The 17593-nt window shown below is 44.1% G+C and carries 15 protein-coding genes and 1 pseudogene; 14 read left to right on the forward strand and 2 right to left on the reverse strand.

The window, feature by feature from the left end; translation table 11 throughout:
- Positions 1 to 471, reverse strand: a pseudogene (locus tag BMZ71_RS12360) (IS1634 family transposase); the annotation flags it as partial.
- Positions 472 to 983: 512 nt separating this feature from the next.
- On the opposite strand from BMZ71_RS12360, the gene BMZ71_RS12365 reads away from it, so the two are divergent.
- The 14 genes from BMZ71_RS12365 (at position 984) to BMZ71_RS12430 (ending at position 17271) form a co-directional block, all read left to right on the forward strand.
- A complete protein-coding gene (locus BMZ71_RS12365; RefSeq protein ID WP_306298104.1) occupies positions 984 to 1415 on the forward strand; it encodes an SDR family oxidoreductase in 432 nt (143 codons plus the stop codon).
- A gap of 143 nt (positions 1416 to 1558) precedes the next feature.
- Positions 1559 to 2347 (forward strand): glutathione-dependent disulfide-bond oxidoreductase, encoded by a 789-nt coding sequence (gene yghU / locus BMZ71_RS12370; RefSeq protein WP_086990495.1) that lies wholly within the window; start codon positions 1559 to 1561, stop codon positions 2345 to 2347.
- 418 nt (positions 2348 to 2765) lie between these two features.
- Positions 2766 to 3938 carry an IS200/IS605 family element RNA-guided endonuclease TnpB gene (tnpB, locus tag BMZ71_RS12375; protein WP_093234153.1) on the forward strand — a complete coding sequence of 391 codons (1173 nt, stop codon included), beginning with the start codon at positions 2766 to 2768 and terminating at the stop codon, positions 3936 to 3938.
- Positions 3939 to 4033: 95 nt separating this feature from the next.
- Positions 4034 to 5362 (forward strand): MATE family efflux transporter, encoded by a 1329-nt coding sequence (locus tag BMZ71_RS12380; RefSeq protein ID WP_086990491.1) that lies wholly within the window; start codon positions 4034 to 4036, stop codon positions 5360 to 5362.
- A gap of 256 nt (positions 5363 to 5618) precedes the next feature.
- A complete protein-coding gene (gene pflB, locus BMZ71_RS12385; RefSeq protein WP_086990489.1) occupies positions 5619 to 7889 on the forward strand; it encodes a formate C-acetyltransferase in 2271 nt (756 codons plus the stop codon).
- 463 nt (positions 7890 to 8352) lie between these two features.
- Positions 8353 to 9615: a YeeE/YedE family protein gene (locus BMZ71_RS12395; RefSeq protein WP_086990485.1), complete on the forward strand. Its 1263-nt coding sequence runs from the start codon at positions 8353 to 8355 to the stop codon at positions 9613 to 9615.
- 291 nt (positions 9616 to 9906) lie between these two features.
- On the forward strand, positions 9907 to 10818 hold the full coding sequence (locus BMZ71_RS12400) for a LysR family transcriptional regulator (RefSeq protein ID WP_086990484.1): 912 nt from the start codon (positions 9907 to 9909) through the stop codon (positions 10816 to 10818).
- Between the two features lie 468 nt (positions 10819 to 11286).
- Entirely contained in the window at positions 11287 to 12984 is a 1698-nt protein-coding gene (locus tag BMZ71_RS12405) for an FAD-dependent oxidoreductase (protein ID WP_086990482.1), read from the forward strand.
- Positions 12985 to 13112: 128 nt separating this feature from the next.
- Positions 13113 to 13898 (forward strand): ABC transporter permease, encoded by a 786-nt coding sequence (locus BMZ71_RS12410; RefSeq protein WP_218142827.1) that lies wholly within the window; start codon positions 13113 to 13115, stop codon positions 13896 to 13898.
- Position 13899: 1 nt separating this feature from the next.
- Positions 13900 to 14931, forward strand: coding sequence for a taurine ABC transporter substrate-binding protein (locus BMZ71_RS12415; RefSeq protein WP_086990478.1), 1032 nt, complete (start codon positions 13900 to 13902; stop codon positions 14929 to 14931).
- 12 nt (positions 14932 to 14943) lie between these two features.
- Positions 14944 to 15759, forward strand: a complete 816-nt coding sequence (locus BMZ71_RS12420; RefSeq protein ID WP_086990476.1) for an ABC transporter ATP-binding protein — start codon at positions 14944 to 14946, stop codon at positions 15757 to 15759.
- A gap of 215 nt (positions 15760 to 15974) precedes the next feature.
- Entirely contained in the window at positions 15975 to 16109 is a 135-nt protein-coding gene (locus BMZ71_RS15470; RefSeq protein ID WP_256957884.1) for a hypothetical protein, read from the forward strand.
- Between the two features lie 12 nt (positions 16110 to 16121).
- A complete protein-coding gene (locus tag BMZ71_RS15545) occupies positions 16122 to 16433 on the forward strand; it encodes a nuclear transport factor 2 family protein (RefSeq protein ID WP_370684645.1) in 312 nt (103 codons plus the stop codon).
- 70 nt (positions 16434 to 16503) lie between these two features.
- Positions 16504 to 17271 (forward strand): SDR family NAD(P)-dependent oxidoreductase, encoded by a 768-nt coding sequence (locus BMZ71_RS12430; protein ID WP_177187617.1) that lies wholly within the window; start codon positions 16504 to 16506, stop codon positions 17269 to 17271.
- A gap of 15 nt (positions 17272 to 17286) precedes the next feature.
- Here BMZ71_RS12430 and BMZ71_RS12435 read toward each other — a convergent pair.
- Positions 17287 to 17593 (reverse strand): transposase (locus tag BMZ71_RS12435; protein ID WP_143071441.1); only part of this gene is annotated, 307 nt, incomplete at its 5' end.

Below are 17593 nucleotides of genomic sequence, written 5' to 3' on the forward strand. Positions count from 1 at the left end.
TTCCTCATCAATCGATTGGAATAAGTCACTGCTTCGTTGTGAAGGAATATCCTGACAATACGGATGATGATGCAGTTTTTGCCAATGGGAAAAACGACTCAAGGCGTTATTCTCTTCGAGAATCAAGTAATAGGCGATCGACAGAATTTGCTTATAATGCTCCGGGAAGATGGCCTTTAGGTCCGCGTATACGCCTGTCTGCTTGCCAATTTGATCGAGCAGATAACCTGCCCCATAGAAGATTCTTCGGACTTGCGTCATCGGGATCGGCCCTGGCTTAACTTCCGATGACGCCGGGGCCGGTTTCTTTTTGTACGAACGCGTGGGTATGATTTCACCTGTAACTGGATCGACTTTCCCAATCAGCGTCCTCTTAGCGCGTGATTGTTGCTTTTCCTTATCCCAGTAGGGTTCATTCTGATAGGCATAGGTAATGCCTGTTTTCTTGTTTGTTTGAAAAATAACTGCCATATCAACACTCCTCGTTATATATTATAATATATAACGAGGTTGAAGTAAACAAAAAAACCGCTATATATCAAGCGTTACAACGGTTTTTCGAGTGATTATCGTTACACAATTCGGGAATGCAGGTTTTAAAATGAGAAACTAGCGCGCATGTTGCTGTAACGTTAAATCTAAACAAGAGGTGAATAAGTGGAAATAAATTTGAATGAGTTTGAGACACTCTTAACTCAATTAACAACATTTGATAAAATCTATGAACCGGTAAGGATTGTAGATCCTATAAAAAAGGAAGTCTTATTTGTTAAATATAAAAATCAATAAGAACTCATTTCGGTTCTGGAGTCCTGTTTTGGTATTTGGGGGAAGGGCGCGGCATGCAAGAATTGTATTTCTATGAGAGCCTATAATGAAAATGATACCGTTATCAAAATAGAAACTTCTTCTGATGAAATCATTATGGTTACAGCAATACCTGTAACCACAGAAGATAGAATGGTTGTAGTTGAACTTTTAAGATTGCGGCAACGGGAATGCTGAAACAAGGACATGGCGCGATCTGCAGTATAGAGGGTCTAGGTTCAAACAACATGGTCCAATCAAAAACAATATTGTACGGTACGACTAAGCACGCCTTGACGTACTTCATGAGAGGACTCGCCAAGGAACTGGCGGGTACCAATGTAATAGCCGGGCGGTTATCCCCTGGCATGGTGCTGACTGATTTTATCAAAAAAACGCCTGACGGTCACCCGTCTGAGGTCTTCTCAGATGAAAAGTTCAGAAAGACATTCAATATATTGGCATTTAAACCAGAAACGGTCGCAAAATATTTTGTACCGAGAATATTGAACAACCTCAAAAACGACGCCCAGATTGCTTGGCTGACAAACCGAAAAGCGGCCTGGCGTTTTATGACTGCAGGATTCCGCAAAGACAGGCTGATATAGGGAACTGTCTCAACTTGAGCGCTTACTTTCCTAAGAAAGCATGGATCGAAACAATCGAAATAGATAGATAAGCAAAAATTTGGGCATATTGACCTGTGCGTAGTATGATGAAGTAACGAATAAATATGATGAGGAGTGCTATTATGACGGCATATGAATTACCAAAAGTATGGCAGTGGAAAGAAGAGAACTCAAATAAAGTGGGCAACCGTCCAACAGCCGGCAGTCGATTCGAACAAAAATTACCAGTCGGAGAGGCTCCGTTTCAACTCTATTCATTAGGAACACCGAATGGCATAAAAGTAACAATCATGTTCGAAGAACTGAAAGAATTAGGTGTAGCGAGTGCAGACTATGACTTGTACACTATCAACATCGGGCAAGGTGACCAGTTCGGTTCGGATTTCGTCGAGATTAATCCGAACTCCAAAATTCCGGCCTTGGTTGACCAAAGTCAAAGTCCGCGTGTGGAAATTTTTGAATCGGGCTCCATTTTACTTTATTTAGCCGAGAAATTTGGCCAACTGATTTCAACCGATATCCATGGCCGGACCGAAACCCTTAATTGGTTATTCTGGCAAATAGGTGCCGGCCCTTATGTTGGTGGCGGATTTGGCCACTTTTTCGCATACGCTCCGGAGCCTATGCAATACCCGATTGATCGCTTCACGATGGAGACAAAACGCCAGCTGGATCTGCTCGATAAAACCTTAGCGCAGCGCCCTTATATAGCTGGTGATGCCTATACCATCGCAGATATTGCTATCTGGTCTTGGTACGGTCGTTTGGCTTTGGGAAAACTATATAAAGGATCTTATGAATTCCTGAATCTGGATGAATACCCTCACCTCTTGGAATGGTCCAAACGTATTGCAGATCGACCAGGTGTTCAAAGAGGTTTGGCAGCAGAGTATCAACCGCTTGGGGAGTAGTTTAGGTAAGTGATCGACGGATGATAAGGAAGGTTGGTTTATTATTTCTGAAATACTCCGGTATCCATTCACCCCGTGTGAATACGGCGTTGACAATCTTTCTCGAAAAAAATATAATCAAATGATATCAATCTAATAGATAACCCTCTTTTTGCCACCGGGCAGAGAGTTCAAGGTGTTCAGAAACATTCCGTAGGTCTTTGAAGGAGTGTTTCCGGGACACCTTTTTTATCATTTTCCGCCAGAAGACTCCCACCTCTAGGAATGAAAAGGGCACAGCCCAATGAGTAGGTGGGAGATGATTGGCGGTAGGCGTCAGCCTATTCTTTTAGAAAAATCTTGTTGTTAAAGATGGCCCTCTCGTTCGACCAAGAACAAACGTTCGTGTATAATAGGTGGCAGAAGGAGGTGCCTGGCGATGATGATCCACAAAGCCTACAAGTTTCGGATCTACCCCAATCAGGAACAACAAATCCTGATTACCAAGACCATCGGCTGTTCCCGTTTCGTGTTCAACCGCTTCCTGTCCGAATGGAACAAAAGCTATAAGGAAACAGGAAAGGGACTGAACTACAACGCTTGTTCCGCCAAGTTGACGTTGCTGAAAAAAGAAGAGGAGACACTCTGGCTGAAAGAGGTCGACAGTACCGCCCTCCAATCTTCCTTGCGGAATCTATCGGACAGCTACGACCGCTTCTTCAAGAAACAGAACAGCTACCCCCACTACAAGAGCAAGAAAAATCCGGTGCAGTCGTACACTACGAAGCAAACGAACGGAAACATCGCGATTGTCGGGAACAAACTGAAACTCCCTAAATTGGGGCTGGTCACATTCGCCAAGAGTCGGGAACCCGAAGGGCGCATCTTGAACGCAACCATTCGGCGCAATCCGTCCGGAAAATATTTCGTGTCCATCTTGTGCGAAGTCGAAACCCACCCCACTCCCAAAACAAACACTATCATTGGCGTGGATGTCGGATTGAAAGACTTTGCCATCCTATCGGATGAGGACAAAACCGTCTTCGAGAATCCGAAGTTTTTCCGAACACTGGAAAAGAAACTGGTGAAGGAGCAGAAAATACTGTCCCGCCGCATGGAGCAAGCCCGTAAGGACGGCAAGAAGCTTTTCGAGGCGAAGAACTACCAGAAGCAGAAACGCAAGGTCGCCTGTATCCACGAGGATATCACGAATAAACGGAACGATTACCTGCATAAAATCTCCACCGATATCATCAAAAACCACGATGTGATCGGGATTGAGGATTTGCAGGTATCCAACATGGTCAAGAACCGAAAACTTTCGAAAGCCATCAGCGAAGTCAGCTGGTCGCAATTCCGCACAATGCTGGAGTATAAAGCGAATTGGTATGGGAAAGAAGTCGTTGTTGTAGCAAAAAACTTCCCTTCCAGCCAGCTATGTTCCTGTTGTGGCTATCAAAACAAAGACGTGAAGAGTCTCCGTGTGCGTAAGTGGACTTGCCCCGAATGCGGAAGCCATCACGACCGGGATTTCAACGCAAGCACAAACTTGAAGCAGGAAGCCATGCGCATTTTAGCTTCCAGAACCGTGGGGGCCACGGGGTTAGCCTAACGAGAATCTGACCGATAGGTCGGAGTTTTTAGGAATCTCCCACCTCTAAGCGTAAGCATAGGTGGGAGTAGTTCAATTTGGAAGGAGACAGCAGCATGGAAAAATCACTAGTGAAGGACTTTTCGAAGTATGTCAGTCTGAATATTTTGGGCATGATCGGCGTGTCGTTCTATATTTTGGCCGACACGTATTATATTGCAAAAGCGTTAGGGGCCACCGGGATTGCGGCGTTGAATTTTGCTATCCCGGTTTTCAGCATCATCCTCGGAATCGGTCTGATGATCGGCATCGGCGGAGCAGCCCGTTTCGGTATCCTGAAATCCCGGAACAAACACAAAGAAGCAGAGGCGGTCTTTGCAGGAGCGCTTAAGCTTGGCACTCTGGTAGGCTTGTTGTTCGCTGTGCTCGGATTGTTCGGTTCGAAGGCATTGTCATCGATTTTGGGTGCCGATGCAGTCACGTTGCCTTTGACACATGCCTATATGGCCACGATTATGGTGTTTGCACCAGTTTTCATCCTGAACAATACGGTCCTGGCTTTCGTCCGGAACGACAACAATCCCAGACTGGCTATGCTTGCGATGATTGGCGGCAGTGTTTCGAATGTCATTTTGGATTACATATTCCTTTTCCCACTAAAAATGGGGATGTTTGGTGCCGCTTTTGCGACAAGCTTAGCCCCGATCATCAGTCTGGGCATCCTCTCGATCCATTTCGCAAAAAAGAAATCCCGGCCCGCTATTTTGAAGCACAAGTTGACGCGTCCGGCAATCAAGGACATTCTCAATCTGGGATCTTCCACTTTCATAATGGAAGTGTCCTCGGCAGTCGTGCTGACGACCTTCAACTTGTTGATTTTGGGGCTCGAGGGAAACAAAGGGGTTGCCGCCTATGGGATTGTCGCAAATATTGCCTTTGTGGCGGTCGCGATTTTTACCGGGCTGGGGCAGGGTGTACAACCGCTCATAAGCAAATATTATGGCCTGAAGGATCGCAAGACGGTCCGGCGCGTGAACCGCTATGCACTGTTGACGGCGGGTTTCATCGCTGCCTTGATTTACCTCGGGACCTTCTTCAACTCGGAAGCGCTGATCGGCCTGTTCAACAATGAAAATGATCCGGTGATTCTAAGGTTGGCTGACAGCGGAATGAAAATCTATTTTCTTGGATTTTTCTTTGTCGGAATCAATATCGTGACGGCGATGATCCTCAGCGCAACCGAAAAGGGACGGGCAGCTTTTGTCCTTTCGGTTCTGAGGGGACTTGCTGTTATCGTACCGATGGCAATCCTCTTGAGCAGCCTTTGGGGAATGACTGGGATCTGGTCGTCATTTGTGCTTTCCGAGCTGATCGTTGCCGGATTTGCACTTTATTTAACGACTGCCACCGAAAAGGGAACCATTGCGTATGGAAACCCTGACTGAATCTGTAAGACATTAAATGTGTAATTTTTCTCGTATAGTGTGAGCATACCAATAAAGTAAGTATGAAGAGCGTCAGGATTTTCCAGTTATATAACAATTGATACAGATTTGGATCTGATTATATAACAGGAATATCCTTATTTAACAGCTTTTTTAACTTTTTTTAAAAAAATTAAAATAACTGTTATAAAATCATTCATGATAGTGTATAATGTGAATATAAAAACAAACTACTAAGATGCGGAGGAATTAGTTTATGAATAATGCGTGGCGTGGTTTTAAAGGTTCTCAATGGCAAAACGGTATTGACGTCCAAGAATTCATCAAAGATAACTACACAGAATATGTTGGCGATGACAGTTTCCTGGAAGGACCTACAGAAGCGACAAATGAGTTATGGCAAGAGATCGTAGAACTTAAAAAACAAGAAATCGCTAACGGTGGGGTTTTGGATGCAGACACTTCTGTTGTCAGTACAATAACTTCTCATCCGGCTGGTTATATCAACAAAGATTTAGAAAAAATCGTTGGTCTACAGACAGAAAAACCATTGAAACGTGGCTTGAACGTTTATGGTGGTATCCGTATGGCAGAAACAGCATTAAAATCTTACGGTTACGAAATTGACCCTGAATTGGATGAGTTTTATACAGAACACCGTAAAACCCATAACCAAGGTGTCTTTGATGCTTACGACGATGACATTCGTATTGCTAGACGCAACAAGATCGTTACGGGATTACCGGATGCTTACGGTCGTGGACGAATCATTCCTGACTTCAGACGTATCGCATTGTATGGTGTGGATTACTTGAAGAAACAAAAACTGAACGATTGGAACGCATTGCAAGCAAAAACGTATACGGAAGAAGACATTCGTTTGCGCGAAGAAGTTTCAACGCAATATCGTGCCTTAGGCAAATTGATTGAATTAGGCAAAATTTATGGTTTCGATATCAGCAGACCGGCAGCAACTGCACAAGAAGCAGTGCAATGGGTTTACCTAGGATTCTTGGCTATGGTTAAAGAAGATAACGGTGCTGCACAAGGTTTAGGACGTATTGCAGAATTCCTGGATATTTATATTGAGCGTGATCTCCAAGAAGGCACTTTGACTGAAAAAGAAGCGCAAGAATTGATCGACCACTTGGTAATGAAAGTTCGTATCGTTCGTCAACTAAGAACACCAGAATACGAAGCTTTGTTTGCAGGAGACCCAACTTGGGCAACCTTGACATTTGCAGGTATGCTTGATGACAACAATTCATTGGTAACAAAAAATACATTCAGATTCTTGCAAACACTCTATAATATGGGTAACGCACCAGAACCTAACATGACTTTGATGTGGAATGAGAAGCTGCCTAAAGGATTCAAGGATTTCTGTGCAAAAGTAAGTATTGATACAAGTGCTATCCAATATGAGAATGACGATGTTATGCGTCACTATTATGGAAGTAATGACGTTTCAATCGCTTGCTGCGTAAGCCCGACAGCAGGAGATACGGGTAGTTCTATCCAATTCTTCGGTGCGAGAGCTTCCCTTCCTAAAATCCTGACGTATGCCGTTACAGGTGGTTACGATGAGAAAAACAGAAGTAAAGTTATCGATGGACTAGAACCGATCACAGATGAATACTTGGACTATGACACTTTGATGGAAAAAATCGATGTTGTTATGGATTGGGTAGCGACAACTTATGTCAGAGCATTGAACATCATCCACTACATGCACGATAAATATGCATACGAAGCTGTTCAATTTGGTTTGTTGGATACAAAACTCCACAGAATGATGGCTACGGGTATTGCGGGTATCGGATTGGCGACTGACTCAATGAGTGCTGTCAAGTATTCTAAGGTCCGTGTCGTTCGTGACGAAGAGGGCTTCCCGATTGACTATGTCGTTGAAGGCGATCAGTTCCCAACATTCGGTAACAACGAAAAAGCAGCAGACGAAATTGCTGACATGCTGATCAAGAAATTTGTCGGCAAGTTGAAAGCTCAACCTACTTACCGTAATGCTGAAATCACAACTTCTATTTTGACAATTACTTCAAATATCGTTTACGGAAAAGCAACAGGTGCTTTATTCAGTGGACAAGATGCGAAGTACAAAGGCTACAGAGAAGCATTCACGCCATTGTCTCCAGGAGCTAACCCAAGCTACAGCAGCCCTTACAAAGGTGCGCTGGCAGCATTGAAATCAGTAAGTACGATTGATTTTGAAGATGTTAAAGATGGTTCTTCCTATACATGGGCAGTTCATCCGAAAGCTTTAGGAAAAGAACGTGACGTTCAAGTAGAGAACTTATCGATGCTATTGGACGGATACTTTGGAAAAGATGGCGGACATCACTTAAACGTTAACGTATTTTCTAAGGAAGGCCTAGAAGAAATGTTGAGAAATCCAGAGAACTATCCACAAGCTACCATCCGTGTATCCGGATATGCGTTGGAGTTAGCAAAAGCAACGAAAGAACAAATTTCCGACTTGCTGGAACGCGTTGTTCATGGTTCATTCTAATTAAACACAATCAGGTTAGAGGTATATGCCTCTAACCTTTTTTGTCGTTCTGAATCAGGGCTCGGAATAGCGTTGTTTCCTGAACGAAACGTTCGCAGAGGATGAAAATAACATTCCCTTCCTTGCGAATGCGAGCGACATAGAGCGGTCTGAAATCAATCTGCGCGGTTGAGGTTATTGAGGATTCCAAATTATATTTTTCAAACGATACCATTAGAAAGAGATTAATTTCACAAAAAAATAGAAATATCGGTAAAATAACATACAAATAGTGATATACTATTTCTGTTGAAAAGGAGACTCCTTGTTTTTAAAGGAATTTAACTTTAAAAATAGAAAGCAGAACCTTGTGATAAAATTCTCTGCAGGTAATCGGTGATTCACATCAACCGGAATTCTGGTGAAAATTTGTTAAAGGTATAAGTCTCTTTATCAACAAAAAATTTATCATTTGGAGGAAATTATGAAAAAGAGAGAAACAATTTTAGGGTTTATTGCTATCATACTTCTTTTAGCGCTAGGGAAGACCCAGCTGGCGTCGGACATGTTGTTTTTCAGACTTGTAATCGGAGCGGGACTAGGCTATTCGCTTTCCAGAGCCTATACAGGCTTCGCGGGTAGCGTGAACCGTGCTTACAAGACAGGATCGACCAAGCTTATGCGTACACTGATGTTCATGTTCTTCATCTCATCCGTTGTGACAGCAGCGTTGCTTTTCAAGGGAGATGTGACGACATTCGGACTTTGGATCAATCCAATAAACCTTGGTCTGATTTTGGGAGGTCTTCTATTCGGATTCGGCATGAGCTTCTCATCCTGCTGTGCATCGGGTGTGCTGACAGACCTCATCACCGGTCTGCCAAGAGCTTTTGTCACTTTGATATTCTTCGGGATGGGCGTGTTTTTGGGCTTCCCGTTGCAGAATACCGCGAGCATTGTCAAAGAATCTTGGTTCACTTCGGCTACCGGAGCGAACTTCAGCCAGGGTGTCTTTTTACCGGATCTTTTCCAATGGGACGGCTTGGGCGGTTATTTGGGTGCTGTGGTCCTGACAGGAATCTTTGCACTCATCGTTATTGTCATTTCTTACAAATTTGAGCAGAAGCGAAAGAACGAAAATACTTACGTTGGGGTTTCAGCAGAAAAAATGCAGGAAGAAGAGGCTCCCTTCGATTCCAAGAACTTCGCGCTACTCAGCGAAGCCACATACGACAGAATGTTCGTGAAACCTTGGACACTTACGCAAGGTGCTGTGGCGATCACGTTGCTGTATACTTTGCTTATGGGTGTCACGCGTTCCGGATGGGGCGCATCAACACCTTACGGTCTCTGGTTTGGTAAGTTCCTGATGATGTTTGGCGTTTCTGCGGATTCCCTGGCATCCTTTGCCAAAATGAAACCGGATGGATTCATCCAGCCATTTTTCGAGAATCCTGTATCCGTGCAAAACTTTGGGATACTGCTTGGTACAATCATCTACCTTTTGACAGCGGGCAAGTTTGTCCAGACTTTCATGTCAGAATTGAAGATCAGCTTCAAAGAAGTGTTGCTATTCGCCATGGGCGGATTGGCGATGGGGATCGGAACCCGATTGGCCAACGGTTGTAACGTGGGCGCCCTTTACACACCAATCGCGAACTTCTCTCTGTCCGGTTGGATCTTCCTCATCGTCATGGTCATCGGCGGTTGGGTCGGAAATACGCTGGGCAAGAAAATCAACAGCTAAGTCAAGCTATAGAAATATTTTAATCGACTGAAACAAGAAGGACTGTTCAATAAACCCCAAAAGAGAATTTGTCTCTTTTGGGGTTTATTTTTTTGAACTGTGCGAGAAGATACTGCTGATGCCAAGGTATTTCAAAATGGAAATCTGATTTGTTGAGTATCTGATTATAGCCGTGCATCCTCTCTTGCATCATTGGGAGCAGATGGTTGGTTAATGCGTTCAAATAATGCTATATTACTTCTATAGCCGCTATGCCAAATCAGATATCTACCAAGCCTTTTGCAGGTGGGCATGCGCCGGCAAAAGAAACGAAAGGGTGACTTCATGCTCGATTATCGCTACCAGACCTTCTTGGTTTTGGCTGATCATTTAAACTACACGAAAGCGGCAGCAGTTCTTTCCCTGTCGCAGCCGACCGTTACAAAACATATCCAGTATCTGGAGAACGATCTGGGGATTAAACTATTCCAATATCAGGACCGTAATCTGGAATTGACGAGAAAAGGAGAACTTCTGCGGGACCGATTGATCTTGATCAATCGGCAGATCAATGACTTATTGCGCACGTTGACTACTCACTCGGAGCAGCCGGACTTTACTATCGGCGTCAGCCGAACAATTGGGGAGTACTATTTACCCAATCATACATCTTTGTTCGGAAAGGAACAAAATATCCGATTGCACCTCTTGGTGGAAAATACGGAACAGTTGTCCGCATTTCTTTATCAGAAAAAAATAGATTTCGCACTTATATCCGGTCCTGTGAAAAGTAACGATTTTGAGAAGCTTCCGTTTTTTGAAGATGAAATCCTGCTCATTTGTGCACCGGAACATCCTTTGAGCGGAAAGACTGTGGACTATGGCCAACTCAGTGAGCAACACTTGTTGTTGCGTGAACAAGGTTCAGGGGTAAGTGATACGGTAGAAAAATATCTGTATCAAGAGAATCATTCCCTGGATACATTCCATAAAGTCAGCCGCATCGGCAATATCCAACTTATGAAGAGTTACATAAAAAACAATGACGGTATCGGATTTTTGTACCGTTTATCGGTCGAAGAGGAATTAAAGGAAGGCTCCTTGTCCATAATCACACTCAAAAATTTCAGCATGAAGCAAGCTTATTATCTTACGTACTTGAAGCAGAGTAAAAAGCAAAGGGATATTGATGCTGTTTTGACTACGTTTTTTGCAACAAGCTAATCGATTCCAAAATATTCAATTACTGCACGGGACTGAACGGTTGGAAACGGTAAGTATGACCGTTTCCGGCGGAGGTTAATGTGCTTTTATAACATTGTGAATCTATTCATTTTCGTAATACTGGTATTCCTTATCTTCATTTCACAATTCCGCTAAATGACTATATAATAAATAGTGTAAGAAATGTTGTGTTTTGTATATTGAACGGATCGTCTTTTTTTTGCAATAAAATGTGAAAGGATGCACGACTGGATATATAAAATGACGTATGCAGCCATTCCCGGTTTCTCTTTCTCAGGATATATTTTCTTGATTTCGATGGTAATCGGCGGTATCATCAATAGGAAAGCGATTTCTGCAAAAAGTGTATTCTTTCACAAATAATCGGAAAGAAATAAGCAATACTGGATTTTGGCAGGTAACGTGAACCATGGATGAAACATAAAAAATTATTAGGAGGCCTTTTCTATGGGTAAAAAAGTATTGATCGTCGGTGGAGTTGCTGGGGGCGCTTCAGTCGCTGCACGGGTAAGACGTTTGGATGAATCAGCTGAAATCGTGATGTTCGAAAGAGGGCCGTACGTTTCTTTCTCGAACTGTTGCATTCCGTTCCACATCAGTGGGGATATCGAGAAATCGGAAAGTCTGGTGTTGATGACACCTCCGGAATTCGATAAGCAATACAACATCGATGCACGTGTCTACAATGAAGTCGTGGCAATCAACAAAGAAGAAAAAACAGTGTCCGTAAAGAATGTGCAGACAGGCGAAACGTATGAAGAGGCGTACGATGTCTTGTTCTTGGCGCCGGGTGCGAATGCCGTTCGTCCGCGTTCCATCGCAGGGATCGATTCCAAGCATGTATTCGTCATGAAGACGGTGCCGGATGTAGCTGCTCTTACGGCCTATACCAAGGCTAACGAAGTCAAAGATGTGGCGGTCGTGGGCGGCGGCTATATCGGTCTTGAAGTCGCTGAGAACCTGAAAATGGCGGGCTACAATGTTTCCTTGATCGAAGCGCAAGACCAAATCATGGCGCCATTGGATTATGATATGGTCCAAATCATTAATCGCGAAATCATGAAAAATGGCGTAGATCTGATTTTGAAAGACAGCGTCCAAGCGATTGGTTCGGACGAAGTGACATTGGCTTCCGGCCGTACCGTCAAAGCGCAAGCCGTCGTGATGGCCATCGGAGTGTCTCCGGAAAATGCGTTGGCGAAACAGGCTGGTCTGGAATTGGGTGTCGCTGGTTCCATCAAAGTGAACCATCACTATCAAACAAGTAATCCACATATTTATGCCGTTGGGGATGCAATCGAAACGACTTGCTTCTTTACAGGTCAAAAAACGCAACTGACACTTGCCGGTCCCGCGCAACGTCAAGCACGCGCCGCTGCTGATCACGTATACGGCCGAACTTATCTTAACACAGGCGTCATCGGTTCTTCGAGCGTGAAAATGTTCGGTTTGAATTCTGCGAACACTGGCTTGAATGAGAAGCAATGCCAAGCACGCGGTATCGCCTACGATTTTGCTTACATCATCCCGAAAGATAAGGTCAGCATCATGCCTGGTGCGGAGAACTTGTTCTTCAAATTGATCTTTGCTGTGCCATCAGGAAAAATTTTGGGGGCACAAGCAGTCGGACGCGGAAATGTCGATAAACGGATCGATGTCATCGCTACGGCAATCATGTTGAACGCCAATCTTGAGGACTTGAAAGAGTTGGAATTGACCTACTCCCCGCACTTTTCCACAGCCAAGGATGTCGTGAACCATGCCGTTCTTGTCGGGTTGAATATTTTGAATGGCGAATTCAAAAAAGTGCCGGTAACCAAAGTGCGTGAATTGGTTGAGAGCGGTGCGATGATCATCGATGCGCGCGAAGAACATGAACACAAAAAGAGTCATGTCAAAGGCGCAGTCAATATTCCATTGAGTCAATTCCGCGGAAGGTTGGATGAGATTCCTAAAGATCAGCCGGTTTATGTTCACTGCCGTTCCAGCCAACGCAGCTACAATATGGTACGTGCGCTTGGACAATTAGGTTTTGAGAACATCTACAACATAGACGGTTCCTTCCTGGGTATTTCTGAATACGAGTACTTCAATGACGTTACTTTGAATCGCGACCCAATCGTGACAGAATATAACTTCAATTAATACAAATAAGACAGCAACGGTCTGTTAATTTAATAGTCAGGATCAAGCGAGGAGAAAACTATTTCTGCTCGCTTGATTGTTATTATCTGGAATAAAGTTTATTATAAATGAATAAAGGGGGAATGTTTATGAATGCGAAAAAAAACAAAAATCGCTTCGAAGTTACATTAACATTCGTCACATGGTTCGCTATTTTTCTGGTGTGGTTTTTGGGTACAAATCTACGTGAGGTATCATCTTTGATTCTTCCGTCGCCACAGGAAGTGTGGGAAACGTTCATCGCCATTGTCCGAAATGGATACAACAACATCAGTATATGGCAACATTTGAGTGACAGTTTTGTGCGGTTGTTTTGGGCTGTGGCCGTCGCTTTTGTGACGGCGGTTCCGCTTGGATTGCTGAGTGGTTATTTCGGGAAATTCCGGGCCGTCATCGATTCGATTGTGCAGTTCTATCGGCCGATCCCGCCATTAGCCTACTATGCGTTGTTGATTTTATGGATGGGCATCGATGATGCCTCAAAAGTCACGTTGCTTTATCTGGCTGCGTTTGCTCCAATCTACATTGCCTGCGTTGCGGCAGTGAACAGCGTGAATCAGGACTATATTCTGAGCTCCCGTTCTTTGGGTGCGAGCCAAAAGGATGTCTTTCTCAAAATCGTCCTTCCGGCTTGTATGCCGGATATTTTCACGGGATTGCGCACCGCGATGGGGTTTGCCTACACCACTTTGGTGGCTGCCGAAATGACTGCGGCGACTTCCGGAATCGGTTGGATGGTTATCGATGCCTCCCGGTATCTGAAATCGGATGTGATGTTCGTCGGCATCATCATAATGGGCATCACGGGCATTCTGATGGACAGCGGGTTACTCTATTTGGAAAATAAATTTATATTCTGGAAAGGGAAGGATTAATATGAAAAGAAGAAAACTGTTTGGATGGATGCTGACTTTTTTGGCATCCAGTACATTAGCGGCCTGTGGAGGATCCGGGGATACAACATCAGACCTTCCGGAAGAAATCAATATCGGTTATTTGCGTGTGCCGAACGATGAAAAAATCGCCAAGACAGAAGCCTTGTTCGATGAATATTTTGCGGATAAAGGCATCGAAACGAACTTCCTGGTTTTCGATTCAGGTGTGGAAGCGAACCAAGCGTTTGCATCAGGGAGCATCGATTTTGCATCGATGGGTAACACTAACGGCATCATCGCCTTATCAAGAGGGTTGGATGTAGAGCTGATTTGGCTGCATGAAATTCTGGGTGAAATCGAAGCTTTGGCCGTGCGTAAAGACAGCGGAATCGAAAAAGTCGAAGATTTGGCCGGAAAGAGCATTGCAACAACGTTTGCCTCCACTTCGCACTACAGTTTGCTGCAGGTTCTTAACGAGGCCGGTATCGCCGACCAAGTTCAACTGTTGGATATGCAGACTGTTGACATCGTTGCTGCATGGGAACGAGGGGACATCGATGCCGCCTATACGTGGCAGCCTTCTTTAGGTAGTCTGCTGGAAAACGGTGACATGTTGGTTTCCTCTGAACAGGTTGCATCGATGGGCCACCAGACGGCGAACGTGCTGCTGGCAAGAAAAGGATTCACGGAACAGTATCCTGAGCTCACGGCGGATTTCATTGCGGCGCTTATCGCAGGAGGCAATCTTTACCGAGAAAATCCGGAACAGGCAGCCGCAATTGTTGCGGCACCGCTTGGAATAACGGTGGAAAATGCGTTGGGCCAGATGCAGGGATCGATTTGGCTGACGGCGGAAGAAGAAATTTCTGAGGCGTATATGGGTACCAGCGAATCAGCCGGCGCTTTCTCGAAAGTCATGAAAGAAACGGCCGATTTCTTGCTGGAACAGGGCTCGATCACAGAATCACCCTCGCAAGAGGAATTTGATGCTTTCATCAATCCAAAGTACATCGAAATGTACTTGGAAAGATAAGGATGTTTTGATATGAATACACAATCACCGTTAATCGAACTCCGCAATGTCAGTATGGATTACGGCAGTGGCAAAGACCAGATGTTGGCTCTTGAAGAAATCGATCTGACGATTGCTCCCCAAGACTTTGTCTGTGTGCTGGGGCCTTCCGGTTGCGGAAAAAGCACGCTGATGAAAATCATTGCCGGTTATCAACAACCGACAACCGGAGAAGCGATTTTTCAAGGCGAACCGATTCAGGGGCCGGACTGGCATCGGGGAGTGGTCTTCCAGTCGCCAACGTTATATCCATGGCTGAATGTAAAAGATAATGTCGGTTTCGGTCCGAACATCAGAGGGTTGGACAAAAAGGAAGTTGATCGGATCAGCGATCATTTCCTTGAACAAATCGGGATGCTGAAGGATAAAGATAAAGCCGTTTTTGAACTTTCCGGCGGCATGCGCCAACGTGTGGCGTTGGCACGTGTTCTCGCCAATCGGCCGGAAATGATTCTGATGGATGAGCCGTTAGGGGCATTGGATGCATTGACGCGCCTGAATATGCAGACATTGATCCGTGATTTATGGCAAGAAAATAAAAATACGGTTCTTATGATCACGCATGATGTCGATGAAGCAATGTCGCTGGGCAACCGTCTCATCGTGATGTCGAAGCAACCAGGGAAAATCATTAAGACTTATGACTTGGATTACACGTATCAGGCGTTGAAAACAAATAATCACCGGGTCAACATAGATAGTACTTATCTGGAGATCAAGAACGAAATCCTCGACCTGATCAACACGGACTTGAACAGCCCTGCTTCTATCGAGACAAGCAAAAAATAAGAAACAAAGACAGTCCTCGGGTAATCCGGGTCCCATTTCAAGAATAATCAAAAAAGAGGAAAACCAGCTGAAAACCGCGAAAACGGTATTCTCAGCTGGTTTTTCTTTTGCGGACCCTCAAAATCGGGAAGAGTTCGTCACTAGGGATGTTGGCAACAATATGCTAAAATAACAGTAAATAGAGAATTCAAAATATGCAGAAAGAGATGATGTATATGGAAGAATTTAAAACGGAAAGAGCGTCCAGGCTCACGCTGGAACTTGTAAAAGAACTCTGGTCAAAAACCTACAATACCGATGGAAAACCTGATTGGTCACACATCTTACCTTACTATGACGATACTATTTAATTTAAAGATACAATACAGCAGATCAGAGGTATTGCGGCATTCAATGAAATGACGGATAGACTGACAGAACGCTCAAAAGATTTGAATATGAAATTGGTTAAAGTTGTGCAACAGGGGGATGATATATTCATCGAATGGGAGATGACGATCAGCTATAAGAAATATCCCAGTTCCATCTTATACGGTCTTTCAAGATTAACCATAAATGAGCAGGGCAGAATTATTGAGCAACGAGATTATTATGATCTGTGGGGAGATATATTTGATAACATCCCGTCATTCGGAAAAAGATACAGAAAATTCATGAAGAAAAAATTTGGGTGACAACATGAAAAATAATGGGATAAAATTCGGGAAATAGTTTAAAGAATATCGTTTGTCGAATGTGATGGCCATGATAAAAAACAACTCCAAAAGTCCATTGATTTGTGCGGATGATTGCAAGGGCAAGCTGGTTGTCATAACTGGGGCTACTTCCGGAATCGGCTATGCCGCTGCCAGAAAGTTCGCCTCAAAAGGTGCCGATTTGATTTGCATCAACAGAAACAAAGAGCGCTCAGAAGCTTTGAAACATGAAATTGAGAGCGTGTATAAAGTGAAGTGTGATTATATTTTGGCTGATTTCAGCAGCATGGATGATACACATCAAGCTGCCCATCGTTTGCTGGAAATTGAGAAACCAATTGATATCATCATTCATAATGCCGGCATTTATCTTACAAAACGACAAATCACTTCAAATGGAATTGAGAAAGTCTTTATGGTGAACTACCTTTCGTCTTTCATCATGAACGACATCTTAAAAGAAAAACTAAAATGCCAGGGGAAATGTCGGATCCTATTGGTAAACTCAGAAGGGCACCGCTTTGCAGCTTGGGGGATGCGTTTTGACGATCTGGATTGGTCAAAAAGGCGTTATTCCGGTTTGAAAAGCTACGGTACGGCCAAACTCGCCGAACTCTTAGCGATGCTGAAATTTGACGAGTATTTCCGAGGATCGGGTGTAACCATCAATGCGATGCATCCTGGAGCTGTAAAAACAGCCACAGGACAAGATAATGGTCCATTATACAAGTGGTTCAAGAAGAATGTATTGGACAAAACGTTAAACCCTGTTTCGGTGGCAGCAGAAGCGATATATTATTTAATGCCTGCTGAATAAATCCCTATTTTTAGCTTACGGCTTCATTAGAGGTTCAATTCTAGGGGAGCTCATCCATTGGATGAAAGTCAAAAAAATGCGCAATGAAACCTTGGACAGGTTCATTGTAAGGATGGATAAAGCAATCACACAGAGACTGGTCTCTTCAAGGCGTGTTCGAATAAGCCTGAGCCCGAACTTTCTTTTCGCCAGGCTGAAGCCTCTTTCGACCTCTACTCGATCGCAGTTGTCAGTGTATTCTTGTTTTTTGTCAACCTTTTGATCCTTCTTGGGCCTGCCAAGCGACGGGCCGGATAATCGGATTCCGAGTTCTTTGCAGTAG

Origin of the sequence: Trichococcus flocculiformis (assembly GCF_900113645.1) — a bacterium.
GTDB classification, from domain to species: Bacteria; Bacillota; Bacilli; order Lactobacillales; family Aerococcaceae; genus Trichococcus; species Trichococcus flocculiformis.